This window comes from Paenibacillus baimaensis (assembly GCF_025567575.1).
The window spans coordinates 544708-567349 of record NZ_JAOQIO010000007.1 but is presented as its reverse complement, the minus strand read 5'-3'; the positions used below and the strand labels follow the sequence as shown (position 1 = coordinate 567349).

Below are 22642 nucleotides of genomic sequence, written 5' to 3'. Positions count from 1 at the left end.
TGAACCGTACTTTTATTGTTATTCCCTATGATCTGGTGCAGCTGAAGATTGATAAGTCAAAAATTCATAGGAATTTGGACATCTTGGAGGAGCCAACACAGCGGGAAATTGCCAAGTCGCTGGGCATTTCGCGTTCGTATGTATCACGGATCGAAAAGCGTGCATTGATGAAGCTATATCATGAGTTTTATAAGGTGAAATGATAGTTGTAAAATAGTAAGCTTTAATGAGCCTGCCTTGACGGCAGGCTCTCATCTGTATGTAAAAGGACTTTAATCATGTTCTTCTATAGCATCACAGCAAAAAAAGCCGACGACTCATACCCTTAGGTGGAGTAACCGGCTTTTTTATCCCGTGTAGGATAAAAGTATGATGAAGGTGAAGGTGAGGTATCCGATAAATTGTGATGGTTTACAAAGTGGTAGTTTTATTATGAATAATCGTTTGATCTTTAGCTGCATGGACATTAAGGATAACGTTAAGCATAAATAATACGACAGCAATAGCTGTTACAGTTCCCCCAACGGCAACTATAGGTTCAGTATTAGGAACACCGCTAACTAAAAGAAATAAGCTGATCATCATGATTGGAAGTCCGATATTATGTAGCCAAAAATGAAATTTGCCTAATCGGGAGTCCGCTGCTTTTGGAAAAACACTATAGACCAAACCAGCTAATGCAAGTGAAACCCAACCAACAAGATTGATATGAGCATGAACCGAAGCGAATTCAAATTTGTGAGTAATCGACATAAACATGCCGAAACAGACACCTACAACAAAATAAATGGATGCGATTTTAATAAGTGTAGCTCCCATTGACGTACCTCCTCAGAATGACTATTCCTAACTTGCAATATCATGAATGAGAAAAAGTTGCACTTTACTTTTCGATTTCATACGGAAATACTGGGAACTGAATCAGGTCCGATTGAGCGACGGGTAGAAATACGATTTTATCATGAATAGGGTCTCTTTTTGGTACTTTATGGAGATCACTCCCGTCATAATAAATAGGCTTATCTTGTTCATTTGACACAATAATCACCTCCTTACTTTAATGGTAAATACTAACATACATTTCGGGTATGACCCGTAATGGTCTACTCCTAAGAAGCCTTCTGAAAAGCGTCAACCGCTACTCACGATCATAACCGAGCATGAGGTTTTTAAAATCTCGTTTATGCTCGTTGATCGTCATAGTAATATACGCACGATTCAGGGTTAAAAAGTACGAATCTGGAGGTAATAAAATTAGGGGATTTATGGAGTTTAGATACAAAGACGTTTACATGAAGGTGCATATGCCTTCATTGTCACACGTGAGATCATTAAAAAGAAAAGAAACAGCGGGGAGATGAAACATTCGTCAATTGGCCCCATCTAATTGGCTTTCGCCGAGCTGCCGGACCGTTCCGCCAGGCCACCGGACAGCGGTAGACCCAGCGCCGCCAAAATAAGCAGGCAGTAAAACAGCACATGGAAATCCGGCAGCACGCTGACCATCACGGAAGCCGCCATGCCGCCGATATAGCGTGACGTGGAAAAGATGCCCGAGGCAAGGCCGGACATCTCCTTGGATACCGACTGCAGTGAAGCGGCCTGCATGGACGGTGTCCCCATACCCGAACCGATCCCGCCGACCAGTAAACCGGCCGCTATATAAGGGATATTCGGGTAGAGGTAAATGCCTAAGTAACCGAGCAGAGCTACCGCCGAGACTGCGAAGGACAGCAGCACGAGACGTCTTTTCCCGAGCCGATCGGTCAGCGAGCCACCGATCCAGGAACAGGCCGACATGGACAGGGAGAAAACAAACAGCAGCATCCCCACCGTTTGCATGGAATAATGATAGACCGTCTGTAGCAGTACAGGCATAACCAGAATAGTGCTGTACATGATCGCGTTACTTAACAGGATCGCTATATTCGCGCTGCTGAACATTCGGTTCCTGAACAGTGAAAACTGGATCAAGGGAGCCTTGCAGCGCCTTTCCCGATGAATGAAAAGCATCGTGATGAGCGCCAGCGCGACGGCGGTCCATGCGTTGAAAAATTCGCGATGTGTCACAACCAGGGTCAGCAAGATAAAGCCAGCTGCCATATAAAGCGCCCCCAAAATATCAAGGGTCGCTTCGCCGCTCCGAGGGAGTGTGCGCGGAAGATAAACCCAAGCCATCGCCAGGCTAAGGAGGGCGAACGGGATGTTGATCCAAAATATCGAGGTCCATCCTACTCCACCGATCAGTATAGAACCGGCCAGCGGACCGATCGCAGCCCCGAGGCCCATCAGCAGGCCGAATGTTCCGAACGTCTTACCGAGCCTTTCTCTGGGAACGACGTCGCGTATCAAGGCGGTTGCGTTCGGGGTCGCTATTGCACCACCTAGTGCCTGTACCGCCCGAAACATGATAAGCCACAGCAGACTGAACGAAAACATGCACGCCGCCGAAGCGATCAGAAAGAGCATCATGCCCAGCAGAAACATGGTCCGTTTGCCGTACAAATCGCCCATTTTACCTGCAATAGGCTGAATAGCAGCCATGACGATGAGGTAAATTGTAATCACCCACGAGGCTTGCGCCAGACTCACGCCCAGCATGCCGGCTATCGTCGGCAGACCCACGGCGATCATTGTGGAATTGACGGGAACGAGAAACGTTCCCGTCAAGATGGACAGCAGGCTGAGCCGATAACTAGGACTGCTGCCCAAAATGGACCACTCCCTTGGTACCGTCCACCGTAACGATGTCGCCATCCTTTAGCAGAGACGTTGCGACCTTTGAGCCCACAACGGCCGGAAGCTTGTATTCCCTGGCCACTGTGCCCGCATGGGATAAAATCCCGCCGGCATCAGTCACAATTGCTCCCACGATAGAAAACAGCACTGTCCATGGCGGGGTCGTCGTCTTGCAGACCAGTACATCTCCCTGCTGTATCTTGGAAAAGTCCTCCGGTCTGCGAACCACTTTAACCATACCTGTATAAGTTCCCTGGGAAGCAGCATAACCGGTAAACGTCTGTTCTTGAATTTCAGGTGGTTTTCCACCGAAGATCCGTTCCAGGGCCGGATCCATCGGCACTTCAGGCGGTGTCCCGTAGAAAGGTGCCGGCTGCTTCTGTTTGTTCACTTCAAGCTCCATTTTTCTTTGCTCAATCTGAGCATGCAGCGGCGTCGGTTCGGACAGCATAGCCAAAAGTTCATCGAGATAGAGGAAGAAAATATCACTTTTGTCTTCCAAGACTCCTTGGTCCACCAGCAACCTGCCTACCTTCAACAGAAATTGCCGTGATTTAGCAGGGAGCATGGCATCAATGTAGAAATGATGGTCCTCATCCAAGCCCCAGCTATCCAACGCCCATTGATACATCCTAACGAAGGTCTGCTTCAATTCCACTTCCGGGAGGCCTGCGATCACTTCCTCCGCCTTGGCTTCTCTCTGCCGCACGGTCTCCGCAAATTCACGGTCGAAGTCATAATCCTTCTTGATATACCTGGCGATAATGCGCAGTGCGTATTCCGGGTTCTCGGCCCAAGTTTCATCGTTAAACTCGTGAGAATTGGTTGAGCGTTGCCCATATATCTCCAAAACATCCTGAAGGCGTTTCAGCAGCGCAAGGCCTTCCTCTGTTTGTTCGATCCGCACCTTGTAGCCCACTTCCGTTGCTTCCTCGGCAAAAGCGGCCACCAGTACCGGAGACTGCTTAGCCCAATCTGCTAGCTTCCACAGCTCTCTGTCGGTTTCGAGCGATTTGTTCATGACCCCCGCCAGCATATCGTATACGACTACTGTATCAGCACTTCCTGTTAGTTGGCCGTACATTTGCTCCAAAGCCATAAAGGCGGTACGCGGAAGGACAATCTCAAAGTGCAGCTGCCAGGCCTTGCGGTAAAAATCGAACAACCCAAGCAGTTTCTCCTTCGCTTCCCCCACTGTTAGTGCACGCTTGCTGTCTCCGTCCAGACTCCAGTAGAACGGCAGAAATACTTGATCCACATAGTTTTTCAGGTGCTGATTCAACATCGGAAGGATCGATCCCATGGTTTCCTTATGCTCTCCCAATCGCTTCTGCAGGTCGCCCGGATAAGGAACGGTATACTGATAAATTCGACCATCAGCCAGTTTATAACGAAATTGGGACAAGGGCATCTTCAGATTTTCGAAAGCCACCTTTGTACCTTCCGTCACCGCTGGAACCATAAATGAGGCGAACAACGGCGTCAGCGCATGCGACAGGTGAACGTCATCCTGGACCCAAAACCCCTGTTTTATATCTTCCTCCTGTAGCATAAGATCACTTCGAAACGTTTTTGTAATAGCCATACTGTTGCTATCCCTCCAATTTAGTTGTGATTTTGCCAGACTGTAGTTACGTAGTAACCGGTCTTGCCTGTAAAATGTAAATATGTCTGTCTTTTATTGCGAACTCAATGTCAACCGGCATCCCGTAGAAAACTTCAATTTTATGTGTCTGCTCCGCCAACTCGGCGATATGTTCGTCGGATAGACAGAAGCGATTTTGCTCCTCTTCCGTTGTTGTGAGCTCTACCGTTCCTTTGTCGGCAGCTACGATTTTAACTTCCTTCAATCCCAACTCTTTCTCTATGTGCCCGTCGGTTTTGCCTATGACATAAGAATCGGGTGTGACCAGACCGGAAACGATCGCCTCACCCAAGCCGTAGCTTGCATTAATGATAATCTCGTCCTCATTGTGCGTCACAGGATTCATGCTGAAAATTACGCCCGATACGTCCGCTTGCACCATCTGCTGAACCAATACGCCCATAGGAAAGCTGCCCATATCGGAACTCACATTTTTTTGCTGTGCGTAATCCCGAACCCTTGCGGAGAAGAGAGAGGCCCAGCAACGTTTCAGGCTATTCAGCAAGTGCTTCAGGTCAGTTACATTCAAAATCGTCTCGTACTGCCCCGCAAACGAGGCCTCCTCAAGATCCTCCGCGGAAGACGATGAACGCACCGCAACAGCCATCATTCCACTCCCAGACTGGCCACGCATGGACTCAAAGGATGCTGCTACTTCGTCATAAACATCCTCTGGCAGCCGTGCCTCGATTAGCCTATTTTCGAAATCCACTATGAGCTCGGGGGTCCGCAGACCGTTTGCTTCCAGAAAACGTTCCAATGCATTCGAAGTAATGACGAAACCACATGGAACTTTAACGTTTTGTCCTGTCAATTTTGCAAGCTGCAGCGCTTTCGATCCAATTTTTTGAATATGTTCATGACCAGCCATGTTAAGCGTCACCGTATACATTAGAGATGAAGATACCCCTCTCAAATTTAGTTTACAATTTATTAACAATTTACGTTAACATTAAGGGTACCATCTTGCTTTAGCGCATTCTATTATACGAAAGTAGCAAATAGTCGAATTCGGGTATACTTTCGATGTCCTCACGGATAAAAAAAGAAGACAAACTCTCTCTCGAAGAAAGCTTGCCTCATTACGATCTGGAGAGAATTGGCTCGATCCCCATTGGCATAATATCTTATACTGAATGTTAGTTAAAGTGTCATCCCCAGGCAGAGTCAACAACTCTTTTGAGGTTTTTTTGTCTTTTTATAAATATTTTTATCGAAAACAGATAGGAAAAAGTCAGACTTTGGTAGGAGAGCAAATAGTACTGCATGTTTTGGAAAGAGGCTGAATGATCCTGAAAAAAAGTTAACGGTACATGACCAATGGTAAATATTAGGTACACATTTTCTGAAAATGTAGGGCTAGTCACCCAAAAAAGACTCATTTTTGTGATAAAGGACACAAAAAATAATCGAAAATGCGAATTGTATAAGAGTTTATAGTTAAAATCTGGTTGTTCATTTTTGTCATTTTATGTGTTTCAAAAACTGGTTTTTGGGTAACTATCATTGAAGTCTCTACATAAGTGTTGCAATGAATAGTTAGAAAGGGGAGATTTAACAAATTCATCAGATCGCCCAATGTTCTTAGTATTTGTGTAATTGATACAAAGCAAATGTTAGCAAACAGGACACAAGGGATGGTGATGCTGGTGAAAGCAATTGCGGTCAAAGAGGACCGCTCAATTTATTTCTTTCGGTACTGTTCACTCTTACTTACCTCTCTGATTTATTTATTAGGGGACAGAGATCCGCCATTCATGTTTAAGTTGAGTATGATTTTGGCGTTGTTTATTTTTGCAAAAGGGATTACGGATATTTACAAAAGGATCGAGAAATCCTCATGGATGTTCAAGTCAATTCTATGTCTGGAAATGGTGGGGATGCTTCTTCAACTGCTATTCACAGGCGGAATCGACAGCCCATTTCTATGGTGCGTCATGAATCCATCGTTAATCGCGGCCAGCTATATCTCTGCTGCTTATGGCTGTTTATTGCTGATGGGGTACTTGCTGCTTGCTACATCATTCTTTTATTACATATCTGGTGGCGACTATGAATCGATTGGGACCTTTTTATTGGACAACAGCTACTTTTACTTGATGCTCCTGCACATGACCTTTTTCATTCATGTATTAACCGATGTGAAGAACAAGCTGGAGAGGGCGAATACACGGACCAACGAGACGTTATGGCATATCAAGTCGCTATATCAAATCGTAGAAGCAGCAGCCCAAAGCGAATCAGGCAACTTAAGAAAGATATTTACTGAGTTTGCGTTAAGGTTGACCGACCAGAAAATGGCTTTTTTTTGGGATTCAAACGCCAATGAAGATGATGAGAGATTAATTGTCCACGGAACCACAGGCAGTGAAGTCGAGGCGTCGATAGGTTTCGCAATGGAATCGAGATTGAAGGAGTTTCAAAGCCAGGATAGCCCATCGTTAGTCAACCTGTTTTTTCACGGTGAATATCTGATTATGCCGGTCAAATCTACGACAAGATTCTGGGGAGTGCTCGGTATCAAGATGGAAGCTTATTCTCAGGAGGAAGGGAAACACTGGTTCGTTCAGCAGCTTTATTTCCTATCTGAGCTATGTGCCATCGTTCTCGAAAGGCATCAGCTTGAGCGCATCGAGAATCAATTGATCATTATTGAGGAACAGAACAGGATCGCTGCTGAAATGCATGATAGCGTATCACAGCATATGTTCGGTATTGTGTATGCCACACATTCTTTAATTCGACAATGGCCCAACATCCCGGAAAAGCAATTGAAGGAGCAGCTACAGCTCATTCTGGAATCATCCAATATCGCTTCACAAGAACTTCGCTCGTCCATTTACAGTCTAAGCTCCAGAAAAAACGGTAGTTCCTTTTGGGTTAGTACGGTCACATCCCATCTGGATAGCTTGTCCAAGCTGCATACGGTAGAAATCCGCATGAAGGTAACAGGGGACGAGCATCGTCTGCCTGTTAATCATCAGAAGGCCTTATTCAGGATTATTTCCGAAGCGGCCGGTAATGCCATTCGGCACGGATACAGCAGTTCCATTGAAGTAGAGTTGATTCTAGCGACGGGTGAAGCCAAATTGGTTGTGAATGATAACGGAGATGGCTTTGATGTATTTGGGCGACTATCCGATCCGAAGCTTAACGGGCTTGGAGTCAGTAACATGAAGTTTCTTGTGCAGTCATTAGGCGGAACTATTGAAATTAGCAGCAACCAAGGAATGGGTACTCAAATCCTAGTCATAATGCCTATCGATTATTACGAAAAAAGAAATTGAATGAAGTTGAGGCTGCGTATAAAGACCAACAGATTTTCCAATATGCGAAAGTAGGTGCATGAGTATGAAGATTGTTATTGTAGATGATCATCCGTTGGTAAGAAGAGGATTGTCGGCGGTACTGACTCTTGAACACGATATCGAAATTATGGGAGAATCTGAAATGGTTGAAGAAGCGATGGAGTTGATCGAGGAAACCAAGCCTGACTTGGCTATTGTGGATATTAAGCTGGGCAACCGATCAGGATTTGAGGTTGTTGAGCAGTTAAAGGATTCATCCTGCCGTTGCATGATTCTGACTTCTTCGATGATGGAGGTGGACGTTAGAAGGGCCGAGGCTGCTGGTGCGGAAGGGTATGTGCTGAAAGAAGCGCTTCCTGAAGAACTGTTATTGGCTATTAAGCTTATTTTCAAAGGCAAGAAATATTATGACCCAGGTCTGATGGAGATTTTGTTCAAAAAAGATGACGACAATGACTTGCATAAACTAACTCCCAAAGAGCGTGAAGTTCTCATTGGCCTCGGAGAAGGGTTATCTAACAACGGCATAGCGGATAAACTGATAGTCACAGAATTTACCGTTAAAAAACACGTAAGCCAAATCCTAAGTAAATTGAACTTGAACGACCGCACTCAGGCTGCTTTGTACGCACATTCCAGAGGACTTGTTAACTTTTCTATGGACACTACAGGCTCCATGCATCAAAATTTCCAGTAATACTATTTCTCATAAGATTTGGGTGCACCCTAACCTACCTCCTACAGGCTAAGTCCTGTTGGGAGGTTTTTTGATAACATAAGAATTTATAAGTTTTCAGCGGAGCTGAAGGATTCTTATGTTTCAAGAAAACCTACCTCTGAACCGCGGTCGCTCATCTTTGAAAGGCCTCGATAGAGGTTTTCTTATTTGCTATACTCCAGTTGCAACAGCAATTGGAAGAAGGGTCTGCTTTCGCAGCACCTCCATGCTGCCGATGCTCATCTGGTACAAAAGTATACTTTTCAGATATTAAATAGAGGGGGGCGACCCTGCACAAAATGCTTGCAAAAATCATAACATCGGGTAATACCCAAAGTCTCAGAGTTACTATAAGATTTATCTATAAGCAGAATTCTCGATTTTGAACAAAAATAATGGATAGTTATGATTCGGGAGGATGACATGGAGAAAACGATACTTGATTACTTCATCATAGTTCGAAAAAAACTATGGTTGATTGCACTGTTTGTTCTGCTCTCTTGTGTAATGACTTACTACGTCAGTAAGACGTTCGTCCAGCCTGTGTATGTTGCAACTAACCAACTGCTGGTCAACAGTGTCATGAAGGACTCTGAATCTATCAGCCTTAATGATGTCAACATGAACCTAAATCTGATCGAAAGCTACAAGGAGATCATTAAATCAAACACGATTACTGAAACGTTAATTGCTAACCACCCTGAACTGCAGCTGACAAGAGAGCAATTGGACAAGAAACTGAAAGTAAGCTCCGTCGATAAAACGAATCTCATCAAAATTGAAGTGGAAGACAGCAATTATGGTAAGGCGGGTTTGATTGCCAACGAAATAGCACAAACCTTTATAGACGAAGTACCAAGCTTAATGAATGTGAACAATGTCAAGATTCTTTCTCCCGCTAATCTGGGTAAACTGCCTGCTCCGGAAAATGCCAGTATCGCGATGAATCTCGCCGTCAGTTTCATTCTTTCTGCGATGGCGGCTCTCGGTGTGGTATTCTTCCTGGAAAATATAAATGACACCCTTCGTTCCGAAAAAGAAGCTGAGCATTATGTAGGTTTGCCGGTTCTTGCAACGATTGGAACGATAAAGAAAACCAACAAACGAAAACGATCTAAAAACATGAGCGAAGAGGTGAGTGATCAAACTTATGTCACTGTTAAGTAATGTACTTGTCGCTGAGACTGATCCAAACTCTGCCGTTGCCGAATCTTATCGGTCTTTACGTACTTCAATTAGGCACAAGAGACTTAAAAAGTCGGGTGAGGGAATCGTCCTCATGATTGCATCTCCTAAAGCACAGGAAGGTAAGACGACCACCTTATCCAATCTTGCCGTCACCTTTGCACAGGACGGTCAGAAGGTCATTGTCGTCGATTGTAATTTACGCCAGCCTTCTTTACACGCGATATACGGGATGCCCAATGATGCTGGACTTGCCCAATATCTAAAGTCGGCTTCTCCTGTTCAAGGCTGCACCTCCAAGGCCGCCCTTCCCAATCTGCATCTGATTACGTCAGGAGGGCAGCCACCTAACCCTTCGGAGCTGCTGGGTTCCCCAAGAATGGCGGAGCTGTTGGAACATTTAAAACAGCAATACGATGTGGTTCTTCTGGACTCGCCGTCCGTATTGGATTTTACAGATGCCGGGCTGCTGGCAGAGTACAGCGACGGTATCATGCTGGTTGTCAAACAAGACAGGACTAAACGTGAGTGGGCCAAACAAGCCAAGGAAAGGCTTGAACAGTCAGGAGCCAGGATGCTGGGTATGATCATAAACAAATAAGAGTGAACTTCCACAAATCGATAGGAGGATAAGAGAGATGAAAAAAGTGAAGAAAGCAATTATTCCTGCAGCAGGATTAGGAACACGGTTCTTGCCCGCTACGAAGGCAATGCCCAAAGAAATGCTTCCGATCATCAACAAGCCAACTATCCAGTATATCGTGGAAGAAGCAATTGAGTCTGGGATCGAAGATATTATTATTGTGACTGGTAAAGGGAAACGAGCGATTGAGGACCATTTCGACAACGCTTTTGAGTTGGAGAGCAAGCTGCTCGAAACCGGCAAGCTGGAAATGTTGAGGGAAATACAGCGTTCCGCCAAAGTGGAAATCCATTACATCCGGCAGAAGGAGCCGAAAGGTTTGGGACATGCAGTCTGGTGCGCAAGGAGATTCATTGGGAATGAGCCGTTCGGTGTACTGCTTGGTGATGATATCGTCACTAGCAAGGTTCCTTGCTTGAAACAGCTTATTGACCAATATGAGAGCTCCGAAAATTCAGTTATAGGTGTTCAGAAAGTACCATCAGATATGACCCACCGATACGGTATTATTAATCCCGGTAGACAGCAGGATCGGTTGTATCAGGTGAATGACTTTGTGGAAAAGCCTGAGCCTGGAACGGCTCCCTCCAATTTGGCGATTATGGGCCGTTACGTATTTTCTCCCAAAATCTTTGAGTTTTTGGAGCTTCAAGAGCAGGGGGCAGGCGGAGAAATTCAATTAACGGACGCCATTCAAAAGCTGAATCAAATCGAGCAGGTGCTCGCCTATCAATTTGACGGAATTCGTTTTGATGTAGGCGAACGACTCGGTTATATTCTCACCACACTAAGCTTTGCTCTGCAAAGTAAGGATCTTCGTCACCCGGTGTTGGATGCCATGGCTTCCATGCTCATCACAGAACAGTATCCGTCCATACTGGATCTTAAAGGAGGTAGGGACAATGGGTTTGCGAGAACTGCGGGAGGATTATGATTATGCTGTACCGCACAAGAGATATTATGGCAATGTAGCCCACAAGGAGAAGAGCTACGCGGCATATCTGTTTATGAAACGTATGCTGGATATAAGCTTATCCTTATGCGGAATCATGTTCCTGCTCCCCTTATTGGTCCTTGTAGCTGCATGGATCAAGATAGAGGACCCGAAGGGAAAAATTTTCTTTAAGCAAAATCGGGTCGGTAAGGACGAGGTACAGTTTCCAATGTATAAATTCAGATCCATGGTGTCCAATGCTGAACAATTAAAGGAGCAATTGAAGGCTCAGAATGAAGTCAGCGGTGCGATGTTCAAGATGAAAAACGACCCGAGAGTCACTCGTGCAGGCAGGTTTTTACGCAAAACGAGCATCGATGAGCTTCCCCAATTATGGAATGTATTGATAGGCGATATGAGCTTGGTCGGACCGCGTCCTGCACTTCCGAGCGAAGTGCAAGAATACACGAATTACGATAAAAAAAGGCTGGCAGTAACGCCAGGCTGCACAGGCCTCTGGCAAGTAAGCGGAAGAAGCAGCGTAAGCTTCAAGCAAATGGTCGAGCTGGATTTGAACTATATCAAAAAACGCAGTATAGGATTCGATATGAAAATTATATTTAAAACCGTATTTGTACTACTGGGCTCTAAAGATGCCTTTTAATCAGTAAAAGACAGGGAGGGGAGCAAATCCATGGTGCCTAATAACCAACAGCCGCATGTCTCCATCGTTATATGCACATATAATCGGGCCGATTTGCTGCGTGTAACCTTAGACTCCCTGCAGGGCTTGTCCAGTCTCGATAGGGCTGAGGTGATTATTGTGGACAATAATTCCACCGACCATACACGCAGCGTTGCGGAGTCATATATGAAGCGCAATACGGGTAATGTTGTGGTGGGTTATTACTTCGAGCCCAGTCAAGGACTGTCTGCAGCGCGAAATAAAGGGATTCAGGCGGCGAACGGACCTATTATCGCATTTCTGGATGATGACGCTATCCCCTGCTCCGAATGGATCAGCACGATTATTACCGTATTCGAAAGCAGGCAGGACGTTTATGCGGTTGGAGGCATTATTCGCCCTAACTTTGAAAGCGACCGCCCTGACTGGTTGATTAAATCGCTTGAATTACCGTATACGATTGTGGATATGGGCAGCGCAGTGAGGGAGTACCCGCCGAAACGTCATCCGTATGGAGCCAATATGGCAATCCGCTGTTCTTTTTTCGAAAACCATTTATTCCCAACGAATCTTGGCCGAAAAGGAAGCATGCTGCTGTCAGGCGAGGAATCCTGGATATTCGATAAAATGAAAAAAGAAGGCAAAACGATCCTTTATCATCCGGGGATGGCTGTCGTTCATTTTATCCCTGCCAGCCGGTTGACCCGGGAATGGATTCAACAAAGGTACTATTATCAAGGGATTTCAAATGCATGTATGCATAGTGGCTTTGGGAGTAAGGTTAGCCTTCTCGGTACGCTGGCAGGTAAAATGCTCTACATTATCGCTGCTTCTCTATTCGCCCGCAATGAAGGTAGCAGGTTGTTGATCAAATGCAGGCTGGAAAGTATACGCGGTACTCTCGATATGCTAAGGAGACGCGGAAATACGCCGCTGGTCAGGTGAGGGTTGCCTATGACGGACCTTCATCTACATTTGAAAAAGCCGGTATATGTCACAGCTGCCTATGTATCCACTGCATGGATAACTGGAATCGCAGCGGTTTACCAGCCCGTCTTAAGTATCTTTGGAGTAGCTCTCCTTCTCCTGCTGGCTGTTACCGTTCATAACCCGGCACGAATTAGCTATCCGGTACTGCTGTCTACGGCCATATCAGTCAATTATATCATTGATGCTGATGTGTTCGGTATTGAAATTATCTCGTTGTATAAGCTTGGGATCCTGGTGCTGCTTATCCCTTGTATGCTTCAAAACGGTATTCGCTTGAAATTTGTGTATCCCATTCTTGCGTTTGCCGCCATGCTGTTTCTAACTTTTTTTTTCTCGGAATGGCACCCGAGACTAAGCGCTTCTTTATCGCTGAAAGCTTTTATCGGACTCGCGCTGCCGTTCGTCTTTCTATTGATCCAGTGGAAGAAGGAGATGGCGCAGCGGCATATTCAAATCATCTGCCTGCTTCCTCTGGTAAGCGTTGCAGCAGGACTCGTCCTTCAGCTCGCACATCTGTATTCTTTCCTTGATGTCGAGTTCACAGGAGCTGTCAGGGTGCAGGGAGCGAATATTGCACCGCACTTGGCGATGCTGGCTTTTTTGGGAATTACGATTGCTCTGATTGAAACGAAACGCAATCCGGATAAAGCGACGTTTTTTTATTTTACGTTAGCCGCTAATTTTGCAGTGCTAATTGCAACAGGAACGCGCGGTCCGATACTAGCCATGCTGGCTATGGTTGCGTATTACTTCTTTGATGTCGTCAGACAATATGTCAAAGGCAAGGTTATGCTGATTATTCCGCTTGTTTGTTCCGTAGCCTTGCTTGCGGCAGCTGTGTATGTGCAGTGGGACAATATGACGAAGCGTTCCTTTGAACGTCAAACAGGTACAGGAATTGACTTATCTGGCAGAACCGAGGCCTGGGCATTCTTCCTGAAAGGAGTGGAGGATTCTCCGATGGCAGGCAGAGGGCTTGGCTCCGTTACGGTTGCAAATGACGGAAGCTTATATAAGGGATTTGTCGTTCCGCATAATGAATATATTCGCTTCTACTACGATTCCGGCTACATCGGATGCGGACTACTATTTCTGTCTCTGCTGATCGTATTTGCTTTGATTTACCGGACTCTAGCTCCCAGCATAAAGGTTTACTATTTGGCATTTATATTCGGGTTCTTCCTGTATTCCTTTTCGGATAATACATTGTCGACCGTTCAATTCATTATTCCGTTCTGTTGGTACTTGAATTGCCTGTATCTGCTATCCAGGATAATCCCCAAAAAAGAAGATGTGATCCCATGAGTAGAGTGAATATGTTTAATGTCAATTTTGATAATTATGATTTTATGGATCTGCTGGGATTCATTGATGAAGTAATTCGCCAAAACAAACATTCCTACATTTTAACCTGCAATGTCGATCATTTGATCAAGCTTAGAAAGGATACCGAATTTCAAAAGGTATATTCAAACGCCGGAGCGATTGTCGCGGACGGAATGCCGATTATATGGGCCTCGAAGGTGCTAAAGAAGCCGTTGAAGCAGAAAGTATCCGGTGCCGATCTGTTTGAAAAACTGGGAGAAGCTTTTGAAGATAGGCAATACCGCTTGTTTTTCCTGGGATCGGCAGCTGGAATTCCAGAACAAGCGATGAGAAACCTTAAATCCTTATTTCCAGGTATGAATATCGTCGGCTGTTATTCGCCTTCATACGGCTTTGAGAACAAAGAAGAGGAGAACCGGCATATCGTACAGATGTTGATTGAGGCGAAGCCGGATATTGTATTTGTTGGCGTAGGCGCTCCTAAGCAGGAGAAATGGATATACCAGCACTACTTGAATTATCAGGTTCCGGTTTCTATTGGAGTTGGGGCTACCTTTGACTTCATTTCTGGCTCGGTCAAAAGAGCTCCCGATATTATGCAAAAAACAGGATTTGAATGGTTTTGGAGACTCGTGCAGGAACCAAAAAGACTGTGGAAACGTTATTTGGTCGATGATTCTATGTTTATCGTTATGGTATGGAAGGAGTTCAGGAAGCAATTCAAGCTGAAACGGAGGGGAGCGTAATGAATGATGAATCATTCGGCTGGAATACCCGGAAGATGACTACTATTTGGGTTCCTGCCCTTATCGTGATGGCTGTCATATTCGTCCTTTCCTCCCAATCCTACGAGCAGCAGACGATCAAGACGCAGCTAACGTATGTGGTGCATAGTACCATCTTGAGCGATTATTTATCTAACATCAAGATCCAATACGGCACACTAACGATTGATGGCAATAAAGACGGACCGGGTGGAGTACTTGAGTTTATGATCCGTAAACTTGCCCATGTCATCGAATATTTCCTGCTGAGCATAAGCTTGCTTAGAGGTATCCGGTATACGACAAAGCTTCGCCTTCCCAATGCCATGATCATTACTGTCTTACTATCGGTCTGTTTTGCTGTGACGGACGAATTTCACCAGTTGTACGCGATCGATCGCGGGCCCAGACCGCAGGATATTGTTCTTGATACGGCAGGTGTGTTGATCGGCATACTGGTATACGGCTTGCTTGCATTATGGAAGAAGAGAAGACTTGTCAATACGTACAAGACGGAGGGCTTATGAGAACGATAAAAGAGCTGTATTCATATCCCTTCATGAATAATGCGGCTGTCGTTGGTTTATGGGTATGTGCTGCATTGCTTGTTTCTATCATTATTGGCTTTTCCAGCGCAAACATGAGTCATGCCATCAGTACAGAGATTGCAATCTTGTCAGTGATTTTGTTCCCGGCCTTCGTTATGGCATTGCTTGAATCACGCAAGATTGTCCCTTATATTTTGCTTGTCTGGGCCATATGCCCTGAGATTAGAAGAATCGAGGATTGGCTTGAAGGCTCCTATCATTCCGTTTCGATGTTAAGTCTGGCACCGCTTCTTACAAGCGCTGTTCTCATTATTCCGGTTCTGGCCAATGTACACAAAATCGACTCACCCATTCGCAAAGTGCTTTTATTCCTGTCTTTGGCTTTGCTCTACGGATGTGTAATCGGTCTTACCAAGAACGGGACGGGTACCCTTTACGATTTGGTCAACTACCTGATTCCGATGCTGTTAATTCCGTACTTTGCCGTTGCTCCATTTGAAAAAAAAGATTTGGACCGACTGCTTATCACCTTCTCCAATATAGCGATTCTGGTTGCGGTTTACGGAATTATCCAGTATATGACTGTACCGCCATGGGATGCTTTTTGGATGAATCATGTGGAAATGAGCTCGATAGGCAGGCCCTATCCGCTGGAAATACGTGTATTTTCCACTCTTAATTCACCGGGACCTGCCGGTATGTTTATGGGAACTGCGCTTGCACCGATGATTCTGGAGAAACGATGGCGCGGAGCCTTGGGTTGGATAGGTATCCTGCTGGTAGCCGTAGGCTTACTCATCACGCTTGTTCGCTCGGCATGGCTGCTGCTATTCATCGATATTGCTGTTTATACGATGCTCTCATCGGGAACGCATAAATGGAAGCTGCTCACTCAAATAGGGGTGGCAGTGACCGCTATGTACTGGATTATCCCGAAACTGCCAGGTGCTCAGGTGCTTATCGCCAGGCTGGAAACGATGACGGCCATCCAGGACGACCATTCCTACAACGAACGATTGGATTTTTTTCATACGGTTTTCCCTATGATGCTCAGCCAACCGCAAGGATTAGGACTCGGAAGTATAGGAGTCGGAACGAAATTGGACAATGGGGGCGCGCTTGGTGAATTTGGCATATTCGATAATGGGTTCGTCGCTGTCTTTCTTACATTCGGTATTATTGGAGGGTTTCTATTCTTTCGAGGGCTGACACTGATGGTCAAATATCTAATTACACGAAGTGAGGGAATGGCTGGATTTTTATCATATAGAAGTATGGCGGTTGCCTCCATAATAGGCAGCATAGCGAGCTTGATGTTTGAGAATGGCTATACGGGTTTGAGGGGCTTTCTGCTGTGGAAGATGGTGGGTATAGGGATCGTGGCGCATAAAGCCATAACACAGGGAAGGAGGCGAAGCCCGGATGCAGCAGCAGATCAACTTAAAGTTAGTCCGGATTAGGCCGATATTCGGTTTACTTAAAGCACTATTGTCCAGTAAGAGTAATATGGCTAATACAATCAGAACGATGCTCTTCAGTATTTTGATACTAGGAATTAATATGCTTACGGGTATTTTAACCGCACGCTTTTTGGGACCGTCTGGACGAGGCGAGCAGACGGCCATGGTGTTATGGTCACAGTTTCTCGCCTTCAGCTTTACTTTCGGTATTCCTTCAGCATTAATTTATAACGTCAAAAAGAACATACAGGATGCTGCCAAGCTTTATACGACTGCATTGTGGATGGGGCTAGCTGCGGGGACTATAGCCATGGCTGCGGGAATTATCTTTCTGCCCTATTGGCTCAATTCTTACTCCCATAATGTCGTGCTGTTCTCACAATGGTCGATGCTCTTTGTTCCCTTGATCGTTCTCTCTCAAATCAACAATGCGATGATGCAGGTGAGGGGAGAATACAAGCTGTACAACCGGCTGCGGTTTCTGATTCCATTAAGTACGCTAGCCTGCTTGGGTGTTCTGATCTTGTCGGGAACTATGCATGCTTATACATCGGCAGTCGCGTATTTGGCTCCGGCGGTTCCTTTCTATATATGGACGACACTGCGTTTAATTCAAGCCTATCAAATCATCTTGAAGGATGTTTTTCAAACCTTCAAGCAGTTAATTAGTTATGGGATTGGCTCTTACGGTAACGATTTAATGGGTAATCTTTCTTATTATATTGATCAGATTGTCATAGTTGGGCTATTGAACCCAGCGCAATTGGGGCTTTACGCGGTTGCAGTCAGCCTCTCGCGGGTGGTCAACGTCTTCTCCACTTCGATTATCGCGGTGCTGTTTCCCAAAGCATCCGGCTTACCGAAGGATGAAGTGGTACAGTTGACCTTCCGTGTATTTCGCATTAGTACCTGTATCGCCATCATGGTATCGGCAGCCATTATGGTCATTGCGCCTTATGTCCTGACCCTGCTGTATGGTAATGAATTTAGGGAGGCGCTCGGCGTGTTCAGGCTGCTTCTACTTGAGGTTTCCATATCCGGTGGAACGATGGTTCTGGCTCAAGCTTTCATGGCGCTTGGTAAACCGAAGGTGGTCACGATTCTTCAGGGGCTTGGACTGCTGCTCGTCATTCCGATGCTGATGCTGCTCGTTCCAAAGCTTGGACTTACCGGCGCAGGGATTGCGATGCTGTCGTCCGTATGTATCCGATTTCTGTTCATTCTAATCAACGTACGATTTACCTTGAAGATGAAGATCCCGTGGCTTCTGATTACCAGGGAAGATGTACGTTGGTTACTATCAGCGTTATCTGCGTATAAAGCGAACAAGTCTGCTGAATCAAGGGAATAAAGGAGGTGTAAATCCGATGATCGACCATTGTGCTTCTGCAGGGAAGTATCTCATATCTGCGGTCATTATTGCCCAGGATGATGAATCAAGGATTGCCGGCGCTATAGCTTCCTGCAAAGCTTTCGCTGATGAGATCGTCGTGGTTGACGGAGGGAGCAAGGACGGTACCATTCGAGTCTCCGAGCAATTAGGCTGCAAGGTATATCAGAATCTTTGGCCTGGTTATGCCAAGCAGCGTATTTATGGGAGCGAACGGGCATCACATGATTGGATATTCGTCATCGATACCGATGAGGTGGTGAGCGAGCTTTTAGCCAAGTCCATTCTGGAGAGAAAGAGAGATTTATCGGATGGGAAAATAGCTTATGCTGTCTTTCGAATCGGAGATTTTTTGGGTCGTTGGATGGGGAAGGGAGAACGTCTGGTTCGTTTATATAATCGAAACAACGTTCAATATAAAGACAGCCTGGTTCATGAAATACCGGATGTATCGAATACACAGGTTATGAATTTACAAGGGACATTATGGCACTACGGTTTCCGCAGCATTAACGATCATGTTGCCAGGTTTAACAAATATACCGATTTAGAGGCGGAGGAGGCCGTTATTGCGGGGAAGCCGTTTAGATGGATTCGATTGCTGTACCGTCCTCCGGCGCGTTTTATACAAAAATATGTGATTCAGGGATTGTACAAAAAAGGTGTCCCCGGTCTTGCCGTTGCTATATTCTGGGCGATGTACGAGTTTCTGGTTTGCTTAAAGCACTATGAAAGTGCTCTTGTTCACAGCAAGGTGAAACATCGACATGAAGAAGAACCGCTAAAGGAGGGAAAGAAATATGCCATCCAATAAGCTGCAAATTCTGTCTATCGGGATGGGCTGGCCGTCTTCCCAGGCGGGTGGATTGAATACCTACTTTAAGAATATCTGCGAAAATCTTTCAGACCGGAGTAAGCTGCATGCTCTGGTATGTAGCAAGGATAACCCAAAGGTTAGAGAGGGAATGCGCGTTACCAGCATAACTGATCCTGATATGAAACTCGGGAAGAGGCGGAGCATGTTCCGCACGTATGCAGCCAAGCTGATGGATGAGCAGGAGATTGACATCCTGTATTCGCATTTTGCACCATATGGCGTGGGGGCCGCCGAAGAAGCCAGGAAGCGAAATATTCCGGTAGTTATGGCGTTTCACGGTCCATGGAGCGAGGAAATACGTGCTGAAGGGGGGGGCCTAACGCACCGTATCAAAGCATGGATCGCCAAGTCGATGGAAATGAAGGCCTATAGGCTTGCGGATGCTTTCATCGTATTGAGTGAAACCTTCCGTGACGTTTTGCACCATCAATATGGGATTCCATTTGACAAGATATTCATAATTGCCGGTGCGGCTGATATACGGCGGTTTCAGCCGTCCGAGGACCGAAGGGAGGTCCGGAGAAGTCTTGACTTAGCAGAAGATGGCACAACGGTGCTGACAGTAAGAAGGCTTGTTAATCGAATGGGCTTGCTGCAATTGCTCGATGCGTGGAAGGAAGTTGTCCAGCACTTTCCTGATACTGTGCTTTTGATAGGAGGGAGGGGACCACTAAAGGAGCAATTGGAAAGCCGAATCGCGCAGTATGGTCTCGAAGGCAAAGTTCGATTGCTTGGTTACATCCCTGACAGCGATCTTCCCAGATATTATCAGGCCGCTGATTTGTTCGTAGTTCCTACCCAATCGTTGGAAGGCTTCGGATTGATTACCGTGGAAGCCATGGCCTCAGGACTTCCCGTTACAGCAACGCCTGTTGGGGGTAGTCGGGAAATATTAGAGAAGTTCCGCCCCGAAATGCTGTTCAAGAGCGAGAAGAGCAGCGATATCGCAGAAGGGATTATTCGTTTACTGAAGCATAAGCAGCATTGGCCTACCGCTGAACAATGCAGGAATCACATTCTGGACAACTATACGTGGGAGCATGTAACGAACCAGGTGGAAGCTGTTTTTGAAACAGTACTTGACAAGTATCGAAGCACCGACAGCCGGGATCGCAATTTATGGACACCGAGCACACGGAAAGGGAGGCATGATGCGGATGTTAAGAGTAGCGTACATTGATCATACTGCCAGATGGAGTGGCGGAGAGGTTGCCCTTTATAATATTTTGACCCATCTGGGCAGCCATGTGGAACCGTTGGTCATTTTGGCGGAGGAAGGTGTTCTGGCCGACAGACTGAGGGAAAAGGGAATCCAGGTTCGTGTCATCACCATGAATGAGAAAGTCAGGAACCGCAACCGGAATGCCGTCAATATGCAGATTGTCTCCGCAGCCTTTCAATTACTGTCCTACGGAAGGGGGCTTGCCCGGATTCTGAAGGAAGAGCAGGTCGTCTGCGTTCATACAAATTCCTTGAAATCAGCATTTTACGGTGCGGTTGCTGCGAAATTAGCTGGAATTCCATTGATCTGGCACATCAGGGACCACATCGGCGAGCCCTATTTGAAGCCAGTTGTAGCGAAGGCCATCCGGTTGTTGTCACGTATACTGCCTAACGGTGTCATTGCCAATTCCAATTCTACTCTTAATGCTTTGAAGCTGCCGAAATCGAAGAAAACACTGGTCGTCTATTCTTCCTTTGCCAAGGCTATCAACCCAATACCGAGCGTAACTGTACTGAAGCCAAAGTTCACTGTTTTGCTCGTTGGGCGTCTTGCGGAATGGAAAGGCCAGCATATTTTACTGGAGGCGGCCAGGTCGTTCTTGCCTGACCAGCATGTCCAGTTCTGGCTCGCTGGCGATGCACTTTTTGGAGAGGATGCTTATAAGGAGGAGCTTATTCGTCAGATTGAAGTATACGGGCTAACGAATGTAACCTTGCTCGGGCATGTCGAGCATATTCAGGAATTGATGCAGCAGGCTGACCTTCTCGTCCACACCTCAATTACACCTGAACCTTTCGGGCAAGTGATCGTGGAAGGGATGGCAGCAGGGCTGCCGGTTATTGCCTCTAATGAGGGTGGACCCACTGAAACTGTCGTACACGGCGAAACAGGACTGCTTATCACACCTGGAGATCCCGCTCTGCTTGCCCGCTCGATCCGTGAGCTGCTGGGGAATCCGGAAGAAAGACGCAGAATGAGTGAGAATGGCAGGAAACGTGTGCAGGAGCATTTTGTCATTGAACGAACCGTTACACAAATCACAAACTACTATGAAGGATTAATTTCCAATATTTAACTAAACCATGGGGAAAAAGGATGGATCAAATGAAAATAGCAATAGCGCATGATTATTTGATTCAAATGGGCGGTGCCGAAAGAGTCGTAGAGGTCTTTCATCATATGTATCCGCAGGCGCCTATTTTCACCACGGTTTTTAGCAGCAATGGGCTGCTTGACGCACTTAAGGATGCGGATATACGTGCATCCTGGCTTCAAAAAATGCCAGGAGGGGCAAATAACTTCAAGGGAATGCTTCCCCTTTACCCATTTGCGATTAGGGATTTCGACTTCCGTGAATTTGATATGGTGCTCAGCTCCAGCAGCGCATTCATGAAAAGTATTCAAGTGCCGAAGGAGACTTTCCATCTTTGTTACTGCCATACGCCAATGCGGTTTGCATGGGACTATGATACTTACATGCAAAGACAGTCCAAATCCAATGTGCTGAAGCAGCTTTTGAAGATCTACATGCAGCAGCTTAAAACTTGGGATCAAAGGACGTCAAAGAACGTAAATCAATTCGTTGCCAATTCATCTGTTGTGAAAAACAGGATTCAAAATTATTATAACCGCGACTCGGACGTTATTTTTCCTCCGATCAATACATCGAGGTTTCACAGCTCTGCGACAATTGGGAACTATTATTTGATTGTTTCCCGGCTTGTGTCCTATAAACGGATTGATCTGGCCGTGGAGACGTTCAGCCGCAATGGACTTCCTTTGTATATCGTCGGAGAAGGGCCCGATCTTGGGCGGCTGCGTCAGTTGGCTAAAAGTAATGTGAAATTTCTCGGCAGGCTGGAGGATGGGGACGTTACGAAGCTGATGGCCGAGTGCCGAGCATTGATCTTTCCTGGTGAGGAGGATTTTGGCATTACGCCGCTTGAAGCCAATGCTGCAGGAAGGCCGGTTATCGCTTATCAGTCTGGAGGCGCACTTGATACCATCATGCCGAAGCTGAACGGGATTTTCTTCAAACGTCAAGAAATCGATGATCTGGATGCTGCTATAAATGAAGTCGAAAATCACGCTTGGGATGTACAGCAAATCGTCAACCACGCTCGGAAGTTCGATGAGAAGGCATTCATGGTGAATTTCAAAAATTATATAGGTAAAGCTTATGAAAAATTCAGAGAGGGACGGTGA

The 22642-nt window shown here is 46.0% G+C and carries 21 protein-coding genes and 1 pseudogene; 17 read left to right on the top strand and 5 right to left on the bottom strand.

What is annotated here, in order from left to right; translation table 11 throughout:
* Positions 1-29: 29 nt before the first annotated feature.
* Positions 30-203 (top strand): annotated as a pseudogene (locus tag OB236_RS39970) (sigma factor-like helix-turn-helix DNA-binding protein); the annotation flags it as partial.
* A 208-nt stretch (positions 204-411) separates the two neighbouring features.
* On the opposite strand, the gene OB236_RS04125 reads toward OB236_RS39970, so the two are convergent.
* The 5 genes from OB236_RS04125 to OB236_RS04105 form a co-directional block, all read right to left on the bottom strand.
* Positions 412-819, bottom strand: coding sequence for a cbb3-type cytochrome c oxidase subunit I (locus OB236_RS04125; protein ID WP_262682896.1), 408 nt, complete (start codon positions 817-819; stop codon positions 412-414).
* A 64-nt stretch (positions 820-883) separates the two neighbouring features.
* Positions 884-1039, bottom strand: coding sequence for a hypothetical protein (locus OB236_RS04120; RefSeq protein ID WP_179097412.1), 156 nt, complete (start codon positions 1037-1039; stop codon positions 884-886).
* A gap of 344 nt (positions 1040-1383) precedes the next feature.
* Positions 1384-2712 carry an MFS transporter gene (locus OB236_RS04115; RefSeq protein WP_262682895.1) on the bottom strand — a complete coding sequence of 443 codons (1329 nt, stop codon included), beginning with the start codon at positions 2710-2712 and terminating at the stop codon, positions 1384-1386.
* Positions 2696-4324, bottom strand: coding sequence for a PEP-utilizing enzyme (locus tag OB236_RS04110; protein ID WP_262682894.1), 1629 nt, complete (start codon positions 4322-4324; stop codon positions 2696-2698). The genes OB236_RS04115 and OB236_RS04110 overlap by 17 nt, the downstream gene beginning before the upstream one ends.
* A gap of 46 nt (positions 4325-4370) precedes the next feature.
* The gene (locus OB236_RS04105) at positions 4371-5255 is read right to left on the bottom strand and encodes a PEP/pyruvate-binding domain-containing protein (protein ID WP_262682893.1); all 885 of its coding nucleotides are present in this window, start codon (positions 5253-5255) and stop codon (positions 4371-4373) included.
* A gap of 886 nt (positions 5256-6141) precedes the next feature.
* Here OB236_RS04105 and OB236_RS04100 point away from each other — a divergent pair.
* The 16 genes from OB236_RS04100 to OB236_RS04025 all read left to right on the top strand — a co-directional run bounded on the left by OB236_RS04100 (position 6142) and on the right by OB236_RS04025 (position 22642).
* Positions 6142-7671 (top strand): sensor histidine kinase, encoded by a 1530-nt coding sequence (locus OB236_RS04100; protein ID WP_262682892.1) that lies wholly within the window; start codon positions 6142-6144, stop codon positions 7669-7671.
* 64 nt (positions 7672-7735) lie between these two features.
* Positions 7736-8389, top strand: coding sequence for a response regulator (locus tag OB236_RS04095; RefSeq protein WP_262682891.1), 654 nt, complete (start codon positions 7736-7738; stop codon positions 8387-8389).
* A gap of 444 nt (positions 8390-8833) precedes the next feature.
* Positions 8834-9577: a YveK family protein gene (locus OB236_RS04090; RefSeq protein WP_262682890.1), complete on the top strand. Its 744-nt coding sequence runs from the start codon at positions 8834-8836 to the stop codon at positions 9575-9577.
* Entirely contained in the window at positions 9561-10196 is a 636-nt protein-coding gene (locus tag OB236_RS04085) for a CpsD/CapB family tyrosine-protein kinase (protein ID WP_262682889.1), read from the top strand. Before OB236_RS04090 ends, OB236_RS04085 begins: the two co-directional genes overlap by 17 nt.
* 37 nt (positions 10197-10233) lie before the next feature.
* Positions 10234-11172: a UTP--glucose-1-phosphate uridylyltransferase GalU gene (gene galU, locus OB236_RS04080; RefSeq protein WP_076229377.1), complete on the top strand. Its 939-nt coding sequence runs from the start codon at positions 10234-10236 to the stop codon at positions 11170-11172.
* Positions 11141-11836, top strand: coding sequence for a sugar transferase (locus OB236_RS04075; protein WP_262682888.1), 696 nt, complete (start codon positions 11141-11143; stop codon positions 11834-11836). Before galU ends, OB236_RS04075 begins: the two co-directional genes overlap by 32 nt.
* Positions 11837-11866: 30 nt before the next feature.
* Complete coding sequence (locus tag OB236_RS04070) at positions 11867-12802, top strand: glycosyltransferase (protein ID WP_262682887.1); 936 nt, start codon at positions 11867-11869, stop codon at positions 12800-12802.
* Positions 12803-12811: 9 nt separating this feature from the next.
* The gene (locus tag OB236_RS04065; RefSeq protein WP_262682886.1) at positions 12812-14152 is read left to right on the top strand and encodes an O-antigen ligase family protein; all 1341 of its coding nucleotides are present in this window, start codon (positions 12812-12814) and stop codon (positions 14150-14152) included.
* On the top strand, positions 14149-14919 hold the full coding sequence (locus tag OB236_RS04060) for a WecB/TagA/CpsF family glycosyltransferase (RefSeq protein WP_076229381.1): 771 nt from the start codon (positions 14149-14151) through the stop codon (positions 14917-14919). Before OB236_RS04065 ends, OB236_RS04060 begins: the two co-directional genes overlap by 4 nt.
* Positions 14919-15464, top strand: coding sequence for a VanZ family protein (locus tag OB236_RS04055; protein WP_262682885.1), 546 nt, complete (start codon positions 14919-14921; stop codon positions 15462-15464). The genes OB236_RS04060 and OB236_RS04055 overlap by 1 nt, the downstream gene beginning before the upstream one ends.
* Entirely contained in the window at positions 15461-16945 is a 1485-nt protein-coding gene (locus OB236_RS04050) for an O-antigen ligase family protein (RefSeq protein WP_262682884.1), read from the top strand. The genes OB236_RS04055 and OB236_RS04050 overlap by 4 nt, the downstream gene beginning before the upstream one ends.
* A complete protein-coding gene (locus OB236_RS04045) occupies positions 16908-18296 on the top strand; it encodes a lipopolysaccharide biosynthesis protein (protein WP_262682883.1) in 1389 nt (462 codons plus the stop codon). Before OB236_RS04050 ends, OB236_RS04045 begins: the two co-directional genes overlap by 38 nt.
* Positions 18297-18312: 16 nt before the next feature.
* Positions 18313-19149 (top strand): glycosyltransferase family 2 protein, encoded by an 837-nt coding sequence (locus tag OB236_RS04040; RefSeq protein WP_144026399.1) that lies wholly within the window; start codon positions 18313-18315, stop codon positions 19147-19149.
* A complete protein-coding gene (locus tag OB236_RS04035) occupies positions 19136-20392 on the top strand; it encodes a glycosyltransferase family 4 protein (RefSeq protein ID WP_262682882.1) in 1257 nt (418 codons plus the stop codon). Before OB236_RS04040 ends, OB236_RS04035 begins: the two co-directional genes overlap by 14 nt.
* Positions 20370-21512 (top strand): glycosyltransferase family 4 protein, encoded by a 1143-nt coding sequence (locus OB236_RS04030; protein ID WP_262682881.1) that lies wholly within the window; start codon positions 20370-20372, stop codon positions 21510-21512. Before OB236_RS04035 ends, OB236_RS04030 begins: the two co-directional genes overlap by 23 nt.
* Before the next feature lie 29 nt (positions 21513-21541).
* Positions 21542-22642 carry a glycosyltransferase gene (locus OB236_RS04025; protein WP_076229628.1) on the top strand — a complete coding sequence of 367 codons (1101 nt, stop codon included), beginning with the start codon at positions 21542-21544 and terminating at the stop codon, positions 22640-22642.

Excerpts from the sequence above, each read along its gene's own strand:
- OB236_RS04060 (WP_076229381.1), top strand. The coding sequence starts at position 14,149 with ATGAGTAGAGTGAATATGTTTAATGTCAATTTTGATAATTATGATTTT.
- OB236_RS04030 (WP_262682881.1), top strand. The coding sequence starts at position 20,370 with ATGTTAAGAGTAGCGTACATTGATCATACTGCCAGATGGAGTGGCGGA.
- OB236_RS04045 (WP_262682883.1), top strand. The coding sequence starts at position 16,908 with ATGCAGCAGCAGATCAACTTAAAGTTAGTCCGGATTAGGCCGATATTC.
- OB236_RS04040 (WP_144026399.1), top strand. The coding sequence starts at position 18,313 with ATGATCGACCATTGTGCTTCTGCAGGGAAGTATCTCATATCTGCGGTC.
- OB236_RS04095 (WP_262682891.1), top strand. The coding sequence starts at position 7,736 with ATGAAGATTGTTATTGTAGATGATCATCCGTTGGTAAGAAGAGGATTG.
- OB236_RS04065 (WP_262682886.1), top strand. The coding sequence starts at position 12,812 with ATGACGGACCTTCATCTACATTTGAAAAAGCCGGTATATGTCACAGCT.
- OB236_RS04075 (WP_262682888.1), top strand. The coding sequence starts at position 11,141 with ATGGGTTTGCGAGAACTGCGGGAGGATTATGATTATGCTGTACCGCAC.
- OB236_RS04090 (WP_262682890.1), top strand. The coding sequence starts at position 8,834 with ATGGAGAAAACGATACTTGATTACTTCATCATAGTTCGAAAAAAACTA.
- OB236_RS04025 (WP_076229628.1), top strand. The coding sequence starts at position 21,542 with ATGAAAATAGCAATAGCGCATGATTATTTGATTCAAATGGGCGGTGCC.
- OB236_RS04110 (WP_262682894.1), bottom strand. The coding sequence starts at position 4,324 with ATGGCTATTACAAAAACGTTTCGAAGTGATCTTATGCTACAGGAGGAA.
- OB236_RS04055 (WP_262682885.1), top strand. The coding sequence starts at position 14,919 with ATGAATGATGAATCATTCGGCTGGAATACCCGGAAGATGACTACTATT.
- OB236_RS04070 (WP_262682887.1), top strand. The coding sequence starts at position 11,867 with ATGGTGCCTAATAACCAACAGCCGCATGTCTCCATCGTTATATGCACA.
- OB236_RS04085 (WP_262682889.1), top strand. The coding sequence starts at position 9,561 with ATGTCACTGTTAAGTAATGTACTTGTCGCTGAGACTGATCCAAACTCT.
- OB236_RS04050 (WP_262682884.1), top strand. The coding sequence starts at position 15,461 with ATGAGAACGATAAAAGAGCTGTATTCATATCCCTTCATGAATAATGCG.
- OB236_RS04105 (WP_262682893.1), bottom strand. The coding sequence starts at position 5,255 with ATGGCTGGTCATGAACATATTCAAAAAATTGGATCGAAAGCGCTGCAG.
- OB236_RS04035 (WP_262682882.1), top strand. The coding sequence starts at position 19,136 with ATGCCATCCAATAAGCTGCAAATTCTGTCTATCGGGATGGGCTGGCCG.
- OB236_RS04100 (WP_262682892.1), top strand. The coding sequence starts at position 6,142 with ATGTTTAAGTTGAGTATGATTTTGGCGTTGTTTATTTTTGCAAAAGGG.
- OB236_RS04125 (WP_262682896.1), bottom strand. The coding sequence starts at position 819 with ATGGGAGCTACACTTATTAAAATCGCATCCATTTATTTTGTTGTAGGT.
- galU (WP_076229377.1), top strand. The coding sequence starts at position 10,234 with ATGAAAAAAGTGAAGAAAGCAATTATTCCTGCAGCAGGATTAGGAACA.